Source organism: Gelidibacter sp. (genome assembly GCF_039916245.1).
Lineage (GTDB): Bacteria > Bacteroidota > Bacteroidia > Flavobacteriales > Flavobacteriaceae > Gelidibacter.
On the sequence record NZ_JBDSLS010000310.1, the window covers coordinates 16,594 to 32,362 of the forward strand.

The following is a 15,769-nucleotide window of genomic DNA, read 5'->3' on the forward strand; positions in this document are numbered from 1 at the left end:
TGAAGACTGCCAACTGAAGTCTGAACACTGCCAACTAATTTACACCTCAATCTGCCTGTCAATCTGCTGATTCAATGAAATAAAGGTTTCGGTTCGCGACACGCCGGCGATCGATTGTATTTCCTTATTAAGTAAATGCATCAAATGTTCATTATCCTTACAAAGGATTTTGATCAGAATACTCCAATTTCCCGTAGTATAATGGCATTCCAATACTTCAGGTATTTTTTGGAGTTGCTTTACGGCTTCTGGATTGCTCATCGCCTTATCCAAATAAATTCCCACAAAAGCCATGGTCGTATAGCCCAGTACCTTCGGATTGATGACAAACTTGGATCCTGATATCAAACCAGATTTCTCCAACTTTCTCAAGCGTTGGTGTATCGCAGCGCCAGAAATGCCTACCTTTCTGGCGATTTCCAATATAGGTGTTCTGGCATCGGCCATCAAAGCACGCAGTATCTTTTTGTCGATACCGTCAATTTGAATATTTTGATTGACTATTTTCATGTTTACCTCCCGCGAAGGCGGGAATCTTTTTAAGTTCGGAGTTAGGAGCACGAAGCATGAAGTGCGAAGTATCCCTTTATGTTAAAATGATGTCATTAATTATCATAGCTAAATTCAACTCCAAGCTTCTTGCTTCGAACTTCCAGCTACTTTACACATTCAAAGGATTATACCCCAAATAAGGCATTTCTTTTTCAGTGAACTTGATGTCAAAGTCCTCTAATTCTTTTAAAATAGGATCGTAAACTTCTTTAGTGATCGGTATTTGAACCCCTGGAGTGGTTATTTTTTCATTTAAAATTGCAAGAGCAGCCATGGCTACAGGTAAACCCACTGTTTTTGCCATTGCCGTATAGGTTTGATCCTCGCCAATAGTGACCATGGTGGAATCAATCTGATGCTTTTTACCATTCAGTTCGTAGCCAAACTTGTGATACATGACCAGCATGTCTTTGTCATCATCTGCAAGCGTCCAGCTGTCCATCAATATTTTTTGAAGAATTTCGGCAGGGGTTGCTTTTTTAAGTCCTACCATCTTGGTACTGTTGAAAATGTCCAATTCTTCAAACTTCTCCCAAACAATATCGTCCTGATCAATTTTCAGCGATAATCTAAATTTAAGTTCTACAGAATCGGTATGGCTGTAAGGTAAAAAAGCATTAACAAAATCGCGATAGCTCATGTTCTCACTGTCATCGATGGTATAGCTGTCATCGGTCATTCCTAGTTGTACAAATACGTTCCATGCTCTACTAAAACCAACCCGGCGCATGGTGCCTCTATACAAGGTTTTAATTTTGTCCAGTCCATAAACGCTTTGATATTTTAGAGAATCTCTATTGGCATAAGCCTCAAAGCGTCCGTAACCTTCTATTTCTAAAAATTCAGTTCTTCTAAATAAACGATGGTAAGGGATGTATTTATAATCGTCTTCCTGTAAGAATTTAGCAGCACTACCTTGGCCAGCAATCACGACATTTCGTGGGTTCCAGGTAAATTTATAGTTCCATAGGTTGTTGTCGCTTTCTGGAGCTACCAATCCGCCAGCAAACGATTCAAACAATACCATTTTACCGCCTTTTGCTGTAATTTTGTCAATAACTTTCATGGCGCTCATATGATCAATTCCTGGATCAACGCCAATTTCATTCATAAAAATTAGACCTTTATTCTTTACAACAGTGTTGAGGTCTTCCATCTCTTTACTCACGTAGGAAGCGGTTACTAAATGTCTGCCAAAGGCCACGCAATCCTTGGCGACTTCAATATGGTATCTTGCAGGAAGCATGGAGATGACAATGTCGGCATTTTCAATAGCATTCTTTCGCGATGTTTTATTGAAAATATCTAAAGTAATCGCTTGTCCATTCTCATGGTTGTTAATTAGTTTTTGTGCATTTTTTATATCAATATCCCCAACAATAACATGTAAATCCTCTTCGGATGATTTATCCAATAAGTACTTAATTAGGTAAGACGATGATTTTCCTGAACCTATGACTAAAATTTTTCGCATAATGAGAATTGTTGAGTAATTTTGCTTTTTGTAAACACGAATTTACTAAATACTCTCGGTTATTGAAACCAAAAATATAAATATATGAATCGAACAATTTTGATTACAGCAGCGGTTTTAGGGATTGTTGCAATTGCACTAGGTGCTTTTGGAGCACATGGATTAAAACAATTGATCTCTGTAGAAGCACAACAAACTTTTGAAACAGGTGTGCGCTATCAAATGTATCATGCGTTGATGTTATTGTTTGTTGGAGGAACGACGTTTTTAGGCCAAAAAGCAAAGAAAACCATCTATGTGCTGGTGTTGATAGGTATGGTTTTCTTTTCGGGTTCTATTTATGGTCTGGCGACCATGGAGTTCACAGGAATTAACTTTAAAAGTATAGGTTTTATAACGCCAATAGGTGGATTACTACTCATTGTCGCTTGGACTTTAATGATGATAAACTTTTTAAAGGTCTCGCGGGATAATTCTTGAAAAAGGAGACCTAAGTAAAAATAATGTTTAATTTTGCAGAACAAACAACACACTAATATTATGGCCAATAACGCCCAAATTACGAAATCGATTTCGTTAGACCAGTACGGTATAAAAAATGCCGTAGTACACTATCAATTATCTCCAGAAAAACTGCATGAAATCACTATTGCCAATAGGCAAGGGGTAGAATCATCTTCTGGTGCCCTAGCAGTTAATACTGGGGAGTTTACAGGACGCTCACCAAAGGACCGATTTATTGTCAAGGATGAGGTTACTAAAGATCGCGTATGGTGGGGAGATGTTAACATTCCATTTGATCCCAATGATTTTCAGAAACTATACGATAAAGTAGTCGATTACCTTTCAGGTAAAGAAGTTTTTGTAAGAGATAGTTATGCTTGTGCTGATGAAAAATACAAGTTAAACATTCGCGTCATTACCGAATATCCATGGAGCAATCAGTTTGCCGACAACATGTTTTTACGTCCGACAGAAAAAGAATTGGAAAACTTCTCTCCGGAATGGACCATTGTTAATGCCCCTGGTTTTATGGCCGATCCTGCTGTGGATGCCACACGCCAACATAACTTTGCTATTTTAGATTTTACTCGAAAAATCGCATTGATAGGAGGGACTGGATATACTGGGGAAATTAAGAAAGGAATATTTTCTGCTTTGAACTTTATTCTACCCGTTTTTAAAGACACCTTGCCAATGCACTGTAGTGCCAATATTGGTAAAGACAATGATACCGCAATTTTCTTCGGATTGTCTGGAACTGGAAAAACAACTTTGTCCGCAGATCCTAACCGACGATTGATTGGAGATGATGAACATGGTTGGACTAAGGAAAACACCGTATTCAATTTTGAAGGCGGTTGTTATGCTAAAGTGATCAATCTTTGTGAAGAAAATGAACCTGATATTTTCAAAGCCATTAAGAAAGGCGCCATTTTGGAAAATGTCATTTTAGATGCCAATGGCGTTGTTGATTTTGATGATGTCTCCATTACACCAAATACACGTGTAAGTTATCCAATTGATCATATTGATAATATTGCAGTGCCTTCTATTGGTAAGAATCCAAAAAACATTTTCTTTTTAACGGCTGATGCCTTTGGTGTTTTACCTCCAATTTCAAAATTGACCCCGAGTCAAGCAGCTTACCATTTTATTTCTGGTTACACCGCAAAAGTGGCAGGAACTGAAGCTGGCGTTGTTGAGCCTGTCCCGAATTTCTCAGCCTGTTTTGGCGCTCCTTTTATGCCTTTACATCCCGCAAAATATGCTGAAATGTTAAGTCAGAAAATAACTGAAACTGGGGTTAAAGTATGGTTGGTTAATACAGGTTGGACAGGCGGCCCTTATGGCATCGGTACCCGAGTGAAATTGAAATATACCAGAGCCATGATCAATGCAGTATTGAATGGCGATTTAGGAGACTATACTTACGAAGATTACCACATCCATTCTGTTTTTGGTACTGCGCAACCAAGATCTTGTCCTGGAGTGCCAACTGAAGTATTAAGTCCAAGAACGACTTGGAATAATGATGAAGCCTACTATACAACAGCCTTTAAATTGAGTAATGCCTTCAGAGAAAACTTCAAGAAATATGAGGAGTTTGCAAATGAGGAAATCAGAAGAGGCGGTCCGCAACGTTATGCGTTTTAGACCAAGTAATAGATAAAGAAAAAGGCGATTCAAAATTTTGAATCGCCTTTTTTTATGTTGGTGGAAATTTTATTTTCCCTTATTTACTTTTTCAATATATTTTTCCAATGCCATGGTCATTGATGGTGTTTCAGGAGTTGGCGCTAAAATATCAACTCTCAAACCATGATCTTCCACAGCTTTTGCAGTCGTGGAACCAAAAACGGCAATACGTGTTTTGTTTTGCTTAAACTCCGGGAAATTATGGAATAAGGATTCGATTCCTGATGGACTGAAGAATACTAAAATGTCATAATACACATCAGCAAGATCAGATAAATCACTAATAACCGTTTTGTAAAAGATAGCTTCTTTCCACTTGATGTTTAAGCTGTTAAGAAGTTCTGGAACGTCGTCGTTTAGTTTATCGGTCGTGGGCAACAAGAAATTTTCATCTTTGTATTTCTTGATCATCGGCGACAAATCTTCGAAGTTACGCTTGCCTACATAGATTTTACGTTTTCTATATACCACATATTTTTGCAGGTAGAAAGCTACCGCTTCACTCTGACAAAAATATTTTAAAGTATCTGGCACTTTAAAGCGCATTTCATCTGCGACTCTAAAAAAATGATCTACAGAGTTTCTGCTGGTCAGAATAATAGCAGAATAATTAGCTAAATCCACTTTTTGCTGTCTCACATCTTTGGCTGCAAGGCCTTCAACATGGATGAATGGGCGGAAGTCAATCTTTACTTTTTGTTTTTCTTGGAGATCAAAGTAAGGCGAATTTTCGATTTTAGGCTCCGGTTGAGACACTAAAATTGTTTTCACTTTCATAGGCTTTGGATGGTTTTAAGCTTTATATTCTACAATTATTTTATACAAAATCAGATAAGGCCCAATTTCAAGTGCGCAAAGATACAAAATAAAATAGAATATGTTGTTGATCACTACCTTTTGATGATTTTTGAACGAAGTCATGAATCCGATAAGGTTAATCAGGACCATTATCGAAATTGCTACTAAAAGAATTTCCTTTGAAGGGTTTATTGTATACAACAACAGCGCATTAATGAGTAAAAGTACAAGGCCGCTGAAATTTTTATAACTTGTTTTTTGAAAGAGGTAAGAATCAATTAAAGGATCAATTTCAAATAAACTCCCCACCAGTCGTTCGGTTAAAATCTTAATGATGGCTAAGCTCGTTATGCCGAGGAGAACTTTCAAAAAAACATCCAATTCGAAAGATTGAGATGGCTCAAGTGTGAGATAGGAGAAATAAGTAAAAATGGAAATAGAAATGACCAAGTTGAAAAACAGAAGAGCGTCAAAAAAGTCAATAAACTTTTGATCTTTCGTGTACAATTTTAAATACTTGGAATTGCCGATAACACCTATGAAATCAAGAAAGCGATTGGTGAATAGTACCTTGGCCGTAGTGATGAAAACCAATCCCAAAACCATAAAAATGGTAAACCATTCATAAGATATAATCTCTCTTATCATGCCGCTAAATTATAAAGAAAATTTTATCTGTCCATTTCAATAAAATTAATCTTTTAAAAAAACTTACTTTTGCTAAAATTTTTATCGATGAAAGACGCCATTGTCATCATTCCAACTTATAATGAAATTGAAAATATTGGAGCCATTATCTTTGCGGTCTTTGCGCAAGATGAAGCTATCGATATCCTTGTAGTTGATGATAATTCGCCCGATTTAACAGCTGAAACAGTAAAGTTTTTACAGAAGGAGTTTCCAAATCGATTGTATTTACTCCAACGAGAGACCAAAACAGGATTGGGTACGGCATACATTGAGGGTTTTAAATGGTGTTTGGAAAAAGAATATGAGTATATTTTTGAAATGGACGCCGATTTCTCACACAATCCTGATGATTTAGTAAAACTTTATCACGCTTGTGCTAAAGAAGGTGCTGACGTTGCCATCGGCTCCCGATATATAACGGGTGTTAATGTGGTGAATTGGCCAATGAATAGGATATTATTATCTTATTTTGCCTCAAAATATGTGCGGCTTGTGACACGCATGAAGATTCAGGATACCACAGCCGGATTTGTTTGTTATAGAAGGAAAGTATTAGAAACCATTAATTTGGATGCCATCAAATTTGTGGGCTATGCGTTTCAAATAGAAATGAAATTTAAAGCCCATTTAAAGGGTTTCAAAATTGTTGAAGTTCCTGTGATTTTTACAGATCGAGCAAAAGGAAAGTCGAAAATGAGTAGCGGTATCATTTCTGAAGCTATTTTTGGAGTCATGTATATGAAATTAAAAAGCCTATTTGGCAAATAATATGAAATGAGCATACTAAGGATTTAACACCCAGGGGGATGGTTAATTGCGAATAGCATGTGTCCATTAAAAAACAATAGAAACAATCACATGAAACGAGCATGTTAAAAAAATCGTCACCCAAGGAAATAATTAATTGCGAACAGCAGGTGTCCGTTAAAAAACAATAGAAATAATCACATGAAACGAGCTTGCTAAAGATTTTAACACCCAAGGGAATAAATAATTGCGAACAGCAGGTGTCCGTTAAAAAACAATAGAAATAATCACATGAAAGCAAAAACGGTACTTATTAAAAATGCCAAAATCGTTAATGAAGGACAAATTTTTGAAGGAGATATTTTAATAGAGGGCGAATTCATTAAAGAAATTTCCGATTCGATCAGTGCAAAATCGTCAGATGTTTTGGTCATTGATATTGAAGGGAATTATGTTTTCCCCGGAGTTATCGATGATCAAGTGCATTTTAGGGAGCCAGGTTTGACGCATAAAGCAACCATTGAGTCCGAATCTAAGGCTGCGGTAGCTGGTGGGATTACTTCATTTATTGAAATGCCCAATACGGTTCCTCAAACGACGACCATTGAGAAGTTGGAAGAAAAATTTGAAATTGCAGCAAAAAGCTCTTACGCCAATTATTCCTTCATGTTTGGTGGTACGAACACCAATTTGGAAGAGATATTAAAGGTGGATTCCAAAAACGTAGCGGGTTTGAAATTGTTTTTAGGATCTTCAACGGGCGATATGTTGGTGGACAATACCGAGGTTTTAGAAAAGATTTTCAAAAGTACCGATTTGTTGATTTCAGTTCATTGTGAAGATGAAGCCACCATCAAAAAGAATCTTGAAGAGCACATCCAAAAATTTGGAAACGATATTCCAATGGCCTATCATCCTATCATCAGAAGTGCTGAAGCTTGTTATATATCCTCATCTAAAGCGATAGAATTAGCTAAAAAAACCGGGGCTCGATTACATGTTTTTCATGTATCTACGGCAAAGGAAACAAAACTGTTCAGCAACAAAGTTCCGTTGAAGGATAAAAAAATTACGGCCGAAGTGTGTATCCATCATCTGTGGTTTAGTGATGAAGATTATGAGAAAAAGGGAACCTTGATCAAATGGAATCCATCAGTAAAATCAGCAAAGGATCGCGATGAACTTTGGAAAGCGCTTTTGGATGACCGTATTGATGTGATTGCTACGGATCATGCACCACATACCTTAGAAGAAAAACAAAATGTTTATACCGATGCACCATCTGGCGGACCGCTTGTGCAGCACGCTCTTGTTGCTATGATTGAAGCCTATCATAAGGGTAAAATAAGCTTGGAGAAAATTGTCGAAAAAATGTGTCATAATCCGGCCATATTATTTCAGATTGAGAAGCGCGGTTATATCCGTCCAGGTTATTTTGCTGATTTGGTCATTGTAGATATCAATAGTCCATGGACTGTAAATAGGTATAATATTCTATACAAATGTGGATGGTCTCCTTTTGAGAACGTTTTATTCAAATCGCGCATAACGCATACTTTTGTGAATGGTTCCCTAGTATATAAGAATTTCAGGTTTTTGAACGTTAAAGCTGGGAAACGATTAACTTTTAACCGATGAGACACTTTTTCTACATCCTTATTCTGATTTCTTTGGTAGGCTGTAATAGCGGTGATCGACCTAAAAAACCAAAAGACTTGATTGCCAAGGATAAAATGTCAGACATTATGTATGATTTATATATCCTTAATGCAGCAAAAGGAGTTAACAGAAAATTGTTGGAACTCAACGGGATTATGCCTTCAGACTATGTCTACGATAAATATGGTATTGACAGTTTGCAATTTGCGAAAAGCAATACCTATTATGCCTATGATACGGAGGTCTATACTAATATTATAGAGAAAATGAAAGCACATCTTGAAAAAGATAAGGAGCTTTACGAAAAGCTAACCGAAGAAGATGAAAAGGTAGAAGATTCCTTGAAAAAAATTAAAAGGGAGTTGAAGGAACCTGTCGAGCTCATTAAAAAGGAGGCTTTTAACTAAGTTGTTTTCTTTTGATCTTCCAGAAATAATTGGCAGGTTTCTTTAATTGAAATCTGCATAGGCTTGAATTTAAAACCCAAAGCATTTTCCAATTTTGAAGCATCATATTTTGTAATGCTTCTAGCGCTTTTAGTGACATGTTTGGAGAGTCGTCTGCGTTTCCCTGTCAGGAAATGATTTAACCAATCCAATCGCCAGCCTATTGCTAAAATAAATGGTGTCGCTTCTTTTGTGGCTGGTTTTACATTTAATGCAGTGGTGGTTCGCTCCTGAAATTCCTTAAAGGATAAATTTTCTGAAACAACAATAAAACGGTCGTTTTTTATCGGGCTTTGTACCAATAAAATCATGGTGTCAACAACGTCATTGACATCTACATAGCCTGTAACGCCATGGGTGTAATAGGGCATGCCCTTGTGTATTTTCTTGATGAGGCTACTGCTGCCGCCACTGTTCCAAAATCCTGGGCCGATGATAATTCCCGGATTTAAAATAACAGCGTCAACGTCTTCTTGGGTGCCTCTCCAAACTTCAATTTCTGCACCGTATTTGGTAATGGCATATACGCTGTTGTCATCTTCTTTATTCCAATAAGTCTCTTCCGTAATGGGTTGCTCCGGATTTTGATGATGGCCAATGGCTGCAATTGAGCTGATATAACACAGTTTTTTTACCTTATGTGCGACGCATAAATTGACCACATTTGCAGTGCCTTCAATATTGATTTTGCGTAATTGGTGGTATTTGTCAGGTTCGAAACTCACAAAGGCCGCGCAATGGTACACATAGTCCACATTTTTAAAAGCCTCTACCAATGAGGGAACGTCAGTAATGTCAGCATTTACCCACTCGATTTTTTCGTAAAGCGATTCTGAGTCGTCAGTGTAGTACGAAAAGACTTTCTTAACCAACTCTAACTTGTGTTCTCTTCTGTAAATTGCTCTGACCTTATCGTTGGTTTGCAATAACTTATAGAGTAAATGTGAACCCACTAAACCTGTACCTCCTGTGACTAATATCATAGGCCTAAAATAAAGAATTATTAGATATTAAGACCTAATTCTCCATTGATGTTTATCTTTGCACAAAATTTATAAAATTAATTTCAAAACTCATGAAAAACGCATTTGTAGAAGATTTACGTTGGAGAGGGATGGTCCACGATATCATGCCCGGAACTGAAGAGCAACTTAGTAAAGAAATGACTACGGCGTATATAGGCTTTGATCCTACCTCAGATTCGTTGCATATTGGGAGTTTAGTGCCTATTATTTTACTGGTGCATCTTGAGAAAGTCGGACACAAACCGATGGCTTTGGTTGGTGGCGCCACAGGAATGATTGGTGACCCTTCAGGTAAAAGTGATGAGCGCAATTTGCTCAATGAAGAGTCTTTAGCGAAGAATGTCGCCGGAATAAAATCCGTGTTATCTCGGTTTTTGGATTTTGATTCTAAAGCTAAAAACGCACCAGTTTTAGTGAATAACTATGATTGGATGAAGGATTTTACGTTCATCGATTTCGCGAGAGATGTTGGTAAGCGTATCACGGTCAATTATATGATGTCCAAGGATTCCGTTAAAAAACGTTTTTCTGGTGAAGAAGGCAACGTTGGTATGTCATTTACTGAATTTACCTACCAATTGATTCAAGGCTATGATTTTTACCATTTGCACAAACATCATAATGTTCTTTTGCAAATGGGCGGAAGTGATCAATGGGGAAATATTACCACAGGAACGGAGTTGGTAAGACGTATGAATGTTGGTGAAGAAGCAAAAGCCTTCGCGATGACCTGTCCGTTGATTACTAAAGCAGACGGTTCTAAATTCGGGAAAAGTGAAGGTGGAAATATTTGGTTGGACGCCGATAAAACATCCGTATATAAATTCTACCAATTTTGGTTGAATACGAGTGATGAAGATGCGAGCAGATACATCAAAATATTTACATTTTTGAGTAGAGAAATTATCGAGCAGTTAATTATTGCACATCAAGAAGCGCCACACTTAAGAATATTACAAAAACGATTGGCACAAGAAGTGACTACGTTTGTGCATTCTCAAGAAGATTTTGAAAATGCCGAAAGAGCTTCAAATATTTTATTTAGCGACAGCTTTAAGCACGATATCAGAACCTTGGATGAAACCACGTTTTTGGATGTTTTTGAAGGTGTGCCTTTAGAAGAAATCTCTAAAGCAGAATTTGATGAAGGTGTTGATATGATTGCAGCACTTGCAGCAAAAACCAATTTCTTAAGTTCTAATGGCGAAGCACGTCGCGCGTTAAAAGAGAATTCAATTTCAGTGAACAAAGAAAAAGTTGCCGAAGATTATGTGTTATCTGCTTCTGATTTAATCAATGATAAATATATCATTCTTAATAAAGGAAAGAAAAACACTTACATTATTAAAGTAAATTCTTAGTTTGAATTTCTTTCATTCTTTGGATGAATTTACAAAGCTAAAATTTATTTAAAAATCCCGCTACCCAGCGGGATTTTTTGGGTCTATGGCATATCTAATAATGAAAAACGCCTGAGGAAGTAAACTTCACTCAGGCGCTAAAAAAACAACCAATCAACTTAAAAACTCAATTTTCAATTATAGAATACTTTTTTTTCGGTTTCCCAAAATGTCAGTTTTTTATAACATAAGGATAGTCGTATTTAATTCAGATTGATTACAGTGATTTTGGACTTTAACAAAGATTTATAATACCATTAAATTGCAGCCTCTAATGTCAGAATTGTCAAAGCGACCAATGATCTCAAAACGGTTGTCTGGCAGTACCTTTCCAAGGTCTTGAGTAGCGATAAAAGCACAGGAATTGAAGTTTGCCAAATCGATCACATTGATGCCGCCTGTTTTATTATTAGGAAGGATAGTCAAGGCGTCTTCCGTATCTCTGGTAAGTATTTGCATCCATTTAGGACATTCAAAGATGCCAAGGCCTTTGGAATAGGCTTGACTTAATAATTCGGTCATGCCATATTCGCTATGAATGGTTTTTACACCAAAACCTTGTTTTAGGAGGTCATGAAGTTCGTCTCTTACCAATTCCTTGCGTTTGCCTTTCATGCCGCCAGTTTCCATAATGATGGTGTTTTTAAGTTGAAACTGATACGATTCAACCAAATCCAAAAGCGCAAAGGATACGCCAATAAGCAATACTTTTTTGCCCTCAGCATCCAATTTAATCAAGATATCTTTTAACTCTGAAAGATTGTGGAGGTAAAACCCGCTTTCAGGCTGATGGGATTGTTTAATCAAATCGTCGACCATATAGATCAATGAAGAGCCTTCGCGTTCCAGATAGGAAGGCAATAGTGCTAAAACAACATGATCTTCAACAGTGCCGTAGAAGTGGGTAAAAGCACGCCTAAAACTCTCTTCGTAAACTTTGATATCGGTTACCAGATGTTTGCTGGTCAAATCGCCCGTAGTTCCTGAACTTGTGAAAACCTGCTCCACCGGATGTTTGTTGCTGACAATCTCATGAGATTTAAAAAACTGAATGGGAAGAAACGGGATTTCCTGAATGCATTTCACGTCACTTGGATGAATGTATAGCAAATCGCAAAATGAACGATACACACGATTGTTCTCAAACTGAAATTTGAAAACCTCTAAGCTTGCTGCTTCAAACTCAGTTGGAGTTTGAATATTGAAAATAGTATCCATCGTAATCATAGCGCAAAAATATATAAAATATAAAAAGCGTTACCCAAATAAGATAACGCTTTTCCTTTATTTTCAAAAGAGGATTTATTCAATAATTAATTTCTTAGTTATCGTCGCTTCTTCTTGAATGATTTTCAGGATATAAATGCCGTTTTTTAAAGTAGAAACGTCTAAAACATCATTTTGTAAGCTTGTCAGTTTGTTCACTGATTTACCTAAAACATCAAAAATTTCAACGATCATGATGCTTGGATTGGCCGATGATATTTTTACAAATCCTGTGGATGTTGGGTTTGGAAATAGTTTGATGGTATGTTCATTTTGAACTGGTGCTGTTATGGATAAGCTTTCAGTAAAACCTTCCCATTCCAGATCATCAAGAGTGATTTGTTGATTTCCTGTGGCGCCATAAAGTCTGAGCATGAGCGTGATTTCTCCAGGTAGGTTGATGTCATTCACAACAAATGGAATGACTGTTGTGTCTTCGCCCTCTTTAAAATTAGGTTCATGCGAAGCAATAATTTGGCCATTAATGACCAATTCGAGTTTGCGTTTCGTATTTCCTCTAAAAGCTTTTCTGGTATTAACAGAAAAGTTGCTAATACCACCTGAAAATGTTGCTGAAAGACGGCTAGGTTCTAAGCCTCTTCTGAGAATGATTCCCTTTTCATTAATGGGAAAAGAGCCCGCATCTCTAGCGTGTACAAAGCTCCAAGTAATAGTATTATTTCCTACAAAATAACCATCGCCATAAGTTCCTGTTGCCGTATTGTTTATGAAATTTTCCTTTCCTAGGGAAAAGGAGTTTACCTTCAAAAAAGAAATCAAACTAAATAGAAGATATATTTTTCCCATAATTTGTGAATTTCGTTTTCACACAAATATAGGTATATTGAAAGAGTTTATGTAATTGTAAATGAATAAGTTGAAAGCTTTCGGGTTGTGTTGTAAGATCCGAATTATCTTACCACCAATTTTCTGGTAGATGAACTATTACCTTCCTTAATCTTCAAGATATAGATGCCAGGAGTCAATTTGGAAATGTTCAATTCTTTTCCAAACAGAGACGTGGAAAGCACATTTTTACCTAAAACATCATAAATCTGAATGTCTTTGGTTAAGTTTTGTAAGGTTGTAATGTAAATTTTACCATTGCTCACAGGATTTGGATATATTGATAAATCATTGATTCCATCCTGAGGTGATGCCGAAGTTTTCGAAGGATCTGTTTGCGCATAACTCGTTGCGCCAAAACCAAGGCCAATTATTAAAAAAAGAATGTAAAAGTAGTTTTTCATCAAATGAAATCTTTTATTAAATATAGTGAATTATTGCAAATGTCGTTCCAAAAATTGGTTAAACAATTATATTTTCCGACAAAAGGTTAAATGATTGTTTTCTGCACGTTATGTTAATGTTATCAATCCCTTGCTATTACCAATTGGATGCTAATAGTATTATCTTTACCCTATAAAATTTTTGAACGATACCCATGAAGAATAATAATATAAAAATTCTGTTAGTTGATGATGAACCGGACATATTAGAGATTATTGGGTATAATCTTTCTGCAGAAGGCTATCAAGTCATTACCGCCGAAAATGGTTTGAAAGCCATAAAGAAAGCCAAGAAAGAACGCCCACATTTAATTATATTGGATGTCATGATGCCTGAAATGGATGGCATTGAGGCCTGTGAGCAAATTCGAAAAATTCCTGAGCTTAGCAATACGATTATTACGTTCTTAACTGCACGTGGAGAGGATTATTCACAAATGGCAGGTTTTGATGCTGGAGCTGATGACTATATTACAAAACCGATAAAGCCAAAGGTGTTGACCAGTAAGGTTAAAGCGTTGCTGAGACGTTTAAAAGAGGACGAGTCTTCAGAAGGCATTTTTGAGATTGGCGAATTAGTCATTAATAGAGAAGAATACAAGATTTCGCACCATGGTGTCGAAATTGTTTTGCCAAAAAAAGAGTTTGAATTATTAGCTTTGTTAGCAACCAAGCCTAATAAAGTATTTAAACGCGAAGAAATTTTAGATAAAGTATGGGGCAATGAAGTTGTTGTCGGAGGACGTACGATTGATGTTCATATCCGGAAATTACGTGAAAAAATCGGCGACGATTGCTTCAAAACTGTCAAAGGAGTAGGCTATAAATTTGTTGACTAATGAAGGAAAGAACGAAAAAGTCCTATAAGTTTGCCCGAAAAACTACCTTATACATTACATCGCTTTTAACGGTATGCTTTGCTATTTTTTTAGTTCTTACCAATACTTTTAATTTTTGGGCGCTACTAGGTTTTTTTCTGATTACCTACGCCATTTCATTTTTTATTATCCAATATCGTGTAGAACGATTTATCTATAGTCGTGTCAAAAAAATCTATGACGATTTGACACTTTTGGAATCTGCATCTTTACGAAAACATCCCATAACTACGGATATGGCTACGCTGACTCAGGAAATTGACAAATTTGCTAGGGATAAGAAACTCGAAATTGAAACGCTGAAGGTCCGGGAGGAGTATCGCAAGGAATTTTTGGGCAATATTTCACACGAATTGAAAACACCATTATTCACCGTGCAAGGCTATGTCTTAACCTTGCTGGATGGTGCTATGGACGATGAGAAAATCAGGAGTAAATATCTTGAACGCGCCAACAAAGGTGTGGAGCGTTTAATTTATATTGTCCAAGACCTTGATATGATTACAAAGCTCGAAGTGGGCGATTTAAGTCTTAGCATTGAGCCTTTTGATATTGTAGAATTGGTGGAAGGCGTCTTTGATTTGCTCGAAATGAAATCAGCAAAGAAAAAAATCACACTGACCTTCGACATGAATTATCCCAACCCGATTATGGTTTCGGCCGATAAGGAACGCATCCGTCAGGTGTTGACTAATCTGGTGGTCAATTCTATTAAGTACGGAAGAATTAAAGGTACCACCGAAATCAGTATCGAAAATCTGATAAAAAATAAGGTTATTGTGCGGGTTACAGATAATGGTGAGGGGATTGCAAAAGCTAATATTCCACGACTTTTTGAACGTTTTTATAGAATTGATAAAAGCGGTTCGCGAAAAGAAGGTGGCTCTGGATTGGGATTGTCGATTGTAAAGCACATTATTGAAGCGCACGATGAAAAAATTTATGTAGAAAGTGAATTGAGCGTCGGCAGTGAGTTTTCATTCACGCTCGAAAAGCTTAAATAATTGCTTGAAATCAGTTTCGTAGGCTATCGTTTCCAAGCCTTTAAATTTCGAAATATTGGTTAGTTTTTCTAATCTGAAAGCATCTTGATCACAACTCGGTGCTAAATTGTTTTCCGCCATTTCTTGGGCTAAATATTCCTGCTCGAATTGTCCCGGCGTCGGAATGAAAAACGCTTTTTTGCCTAATTTCGCCAAATCCATGATGGTGGTATATCCCGATCGCGCCACGATCAGTTCACTTGAATTTATGGATTTTTCCAACAGTTCACTGGTCATAAAATTATAGATGGTCATATTTCCAGAGGTATGGACGGTTTGCTCTTCTTCTATAATGCCTTTTAC

At 36.8% G+C, this 15,769-nt stretch carries 17 protein-coding genes; 8 read left to right on the forward strand and 9 right to left on the reverse strand.

Features of this window, described 5'->3' with window-relative positions; genetic code table 11:
• Window positions 1-39: 39 nt before the first annotated feature.
• Together ABIQ28_RS15685 and ABIQ28_RS15690 are read right to left on the reverse strand one after the other, a co-directional pair.
• Window positions 40-510 (reverse strand): Lrp/AsnC ligand binding domain-containing protein, encoded by a 471-nt coding sequence (locus tag ABIQ28_RS15685; protein ID WP_348039017.1) that lies wholly within the window; start codon window positions 508-510, stop codon window positions 40-42.
• A 151-nt stretch (window positions 511-661) separates the two neighbouring features.
• The gene (locus ABIQ28_RS15690; RefSeq protein ID WP_348039019.1) at window positions 662-2,026 is read right to left on the reverse strand and encodes a saccharopine dehydrogenase C-terminal domain-containing protein; all 1,365 of its coding nucleotides are present in this window, start codon (window positions 2,024-2,026) and stop codon (window positions 662-664) included.
• An 84-nt stretch (window positions 2,027-2,110) separates the two neighbouring features.
• Here ABIQ28_RS15690 and ABIQ28_RS15695 point away from each other — a divergent pair, with 84 nt between their 5' ends.
• Both ABIQ28_RS15695 and pckA read left to right on the forward strand, forming a co-directional pair.
• On the forward strand, window positions 2,111-2,506 hold the full coding sequence (locus ABIQ28_RS15695; protein WP_348039021.1) for a DUF423 domain-containing protein: 396 nt from the start codon (window positions 2,111-2,113) through the stop codon (window positions 2,504-2,506).
• Between the two features lie 60 nt (window positions 2,507-2,566).
• Window positions 2,567-4,183, forward strand: a complete 1,617-nt coding sequence (gene pckA / locus ABIQ28_RS15700) for a phosphoenolpyruvate carboxykinase (ATP) (protein WP_348039053.1) — start codon at window positions 2,567-2,569, stop codon at window positions 4,181-4,183.
• Window positions 4,184-4,252: 69 nt separating this feature from the next.
• Here the strand turns inward: pckA and ABIQ28_RS15705 are convergent, their stop codons facing one another.
• A complete protein-coding gene (locus ABIQ28_RS15705) occupies window positions 4,253-5,002 on the reverse strand; it encodes a uroporphyrinogen-III synthase (protein WP_348039023.1) in 750 nt (249 codons plus the stop codon).
• Between the two features lie 15 nt (window positions 5,003-5,017).
• On the reverse strand, window positions 5,018-5,671 hold the full coding sequence (locus tag ABIQ28_RS15710; RefSeq protein ID WP_348039025.1) for a DUF4271 domain-containing protein: 654 nt from the start codon (window positions 5,669-5,671) through the stop codon (window positions 5,018-5,020).
• Window positions 5,672-5,758: 87 nt separating this feature from the next.
• Between ABIQ28_RS15710 and ABIQ28_RS15715 the strand changes: the two genes are divergently transcribed.
• From ABIQ28_RS15715 to ABIQ28_RS15725, 3 genes are all read left to right on the forward strand, one after another.
• Window positions 5,759-6,481 carry a polyprenol monophosphomannose synthase gene (locus tag ABIQ28_RS15715; protein ID WP_348039027.1) on the forward strand — a complete coding sequence of 241 codons (723 nt, stop codon included), beginning with the start codon at window positions 5,759-5,761 and terminating at the stop codon, window positions 6,479-6,481.
• Between the two features lie 270 nt (window positions 6,482-6,751).
• Complete coding sequence (locus tag ABIQ28_RS15720; RefSeq protein WP_348039029.1) at window positions 6,752-8,098, forward strand: dihydroorotase; 1,347 nt, start codon at window positions 6,752-6,754, stop codon at window positions 8,096-8,098.
• Complete coding sequence (locus ABIQ28_RS15725; RefSeq protein WP_348039031.1) at window positions 8,095-8,526, forward strand: DUF4296 domain-containing protein; 432 nt, start codon at window positions 8,095-8,097, stop codon at window positions 8,524-8,526. The genes ABIQ28_RS15720 and ABIQ28_RS15725 overlap by 4 nt, the downstream gene beginning before the upstream one ends.
• Here the strand turns inward: ABIQ28_RS15725 and ABIQ28_RS15730 are convergent.
• A complete protein-coding gene (locus ABIQ28_RS15730) occupies window positions 8,523-9,548 on the reverse strand; it encodes an NAD-dependent epimerase/dehydratase family protein (RefSeq protein ID WP_348039033.1) in 1,026 nt (341 codons plus the stop codon). The two genes, ABIQ28_RS15725 and ABIQ28_RS15730, sit on opposite strands and share 4 nt — an antisense overlap.
• Window positions 9,549-9,640: 92 nt before the next feature.
• On the opposite strand from ABIQ28_RS15730, the gene tyrS reads away from it, so the two are divergent.
• A complete protein-coding gene (tyrS, locus tag ABIQ28_RS15735) occupies window positions 9,641-10,951 on the forward strand; it encodes a tyrosine--tRNA ligase (RefSeq protein ID WP_348039035.1) in 1,311 nt (436 codons plus the stop codon).
• 285 nt (window positions 10,952-11,236) lie between these two features.
• Here the strand turns inward: tyrS and ABIQ28_RS15740 are convergent, their stop codons facing one another.
• From ABIQ28_RS15740 to ABIQ28_RS15750, 3 genes are all read right to left on the reverse strand, one after another.
• Window positions 11,237-12,217: an acyl transferase gene (locus ABIQ28_RS15740; RefSeq protein ID WP_348039037.1), complete on the reverse strand. Its 981-nt coding sequence runs from the start codon at window positions 12,215-12,217 to the stop codon at window positions 11,237-11,239.
• A 75-nt stretch (window positions 12,218-12,292) separates the two neighbouring features.
• Complete coding sequence (locus ABIQ28_RS15745) at window positions 12,293-13,063, reverse strand: T9SS type A sorting domain-containing protein (RefSeq protein ID WP_348039039.1); 771 nt, start codon at window positions 13,061-13,063, stop codon at window positions 12,293-12,295.
• 104 nt (window positions 13,064-13,167) lie between these two features.
• Window positions 13,168-13,506 carry a T9SS type A sorting domain-containing protein gene (locus tag ABIQ28_RS15750; RefSeq protein WP_348039041.1) on the reverse strand — a complete coding sequence of 113 codons (339 nt, stop codon included), beginning with the start codon at window positions 13,504-13,506 and terminating at the stop codon, window positions 13,168-13,170.
• A 194-nt stretch (window positions 13,507-13,700) separates the two neighbouring features.
• Here ABIQ28_RS15750 and ABIQ28_RS15755 point away from each other — a divergent pair, with 194 nt between their 5' ends.
• Both ABIQ28_RS15755 and ABIQ28_RS15760 read left to right on the forward strand, forming a co-directional pair.
• Window positions 13,701-14,384, forward strand: coding sequence for a response regulator transcription factor (locus tag ABIQ28_RS15755; RefSeq protein ID WP_348039043.1), 684 nt, complete (start codon window positions 13,701-13,703; stop codon window positions 14,382-14,384).
• Window positions 14,384-15,427 carry an ATP-binding protein gene (locus tag ABIQ28_RS15760; RefSeq protein ID WP_348039045.1) on the forward strand — a complete coding sequence of 348 codons (1,044 nt, stop codon included), beginning with the start codon at window positions 14,384-14,386 and terminating at the stop codon, window positions 15,425-15,427. Before ABIQ28_RS15755 ends, ABIQ28_RS15760 begins: the two co-directional genes overlap by 1 nt.
• Here ABIQ28_RS15760 and ABIQ28_RS15765 read toward each other — a convergent pair.
• Window positions 15,401-15,769 (reverse strand): glycosyltransferase (locus ABIQ28_RS15765; protein ID WP_348039047.1); only part of this gene is annotated, 369 nt, incomplete at its 5' end. The genes ABIQ28_RS15760 and ABIQ28_RS15765 overlap by 27 nt on opposite strands.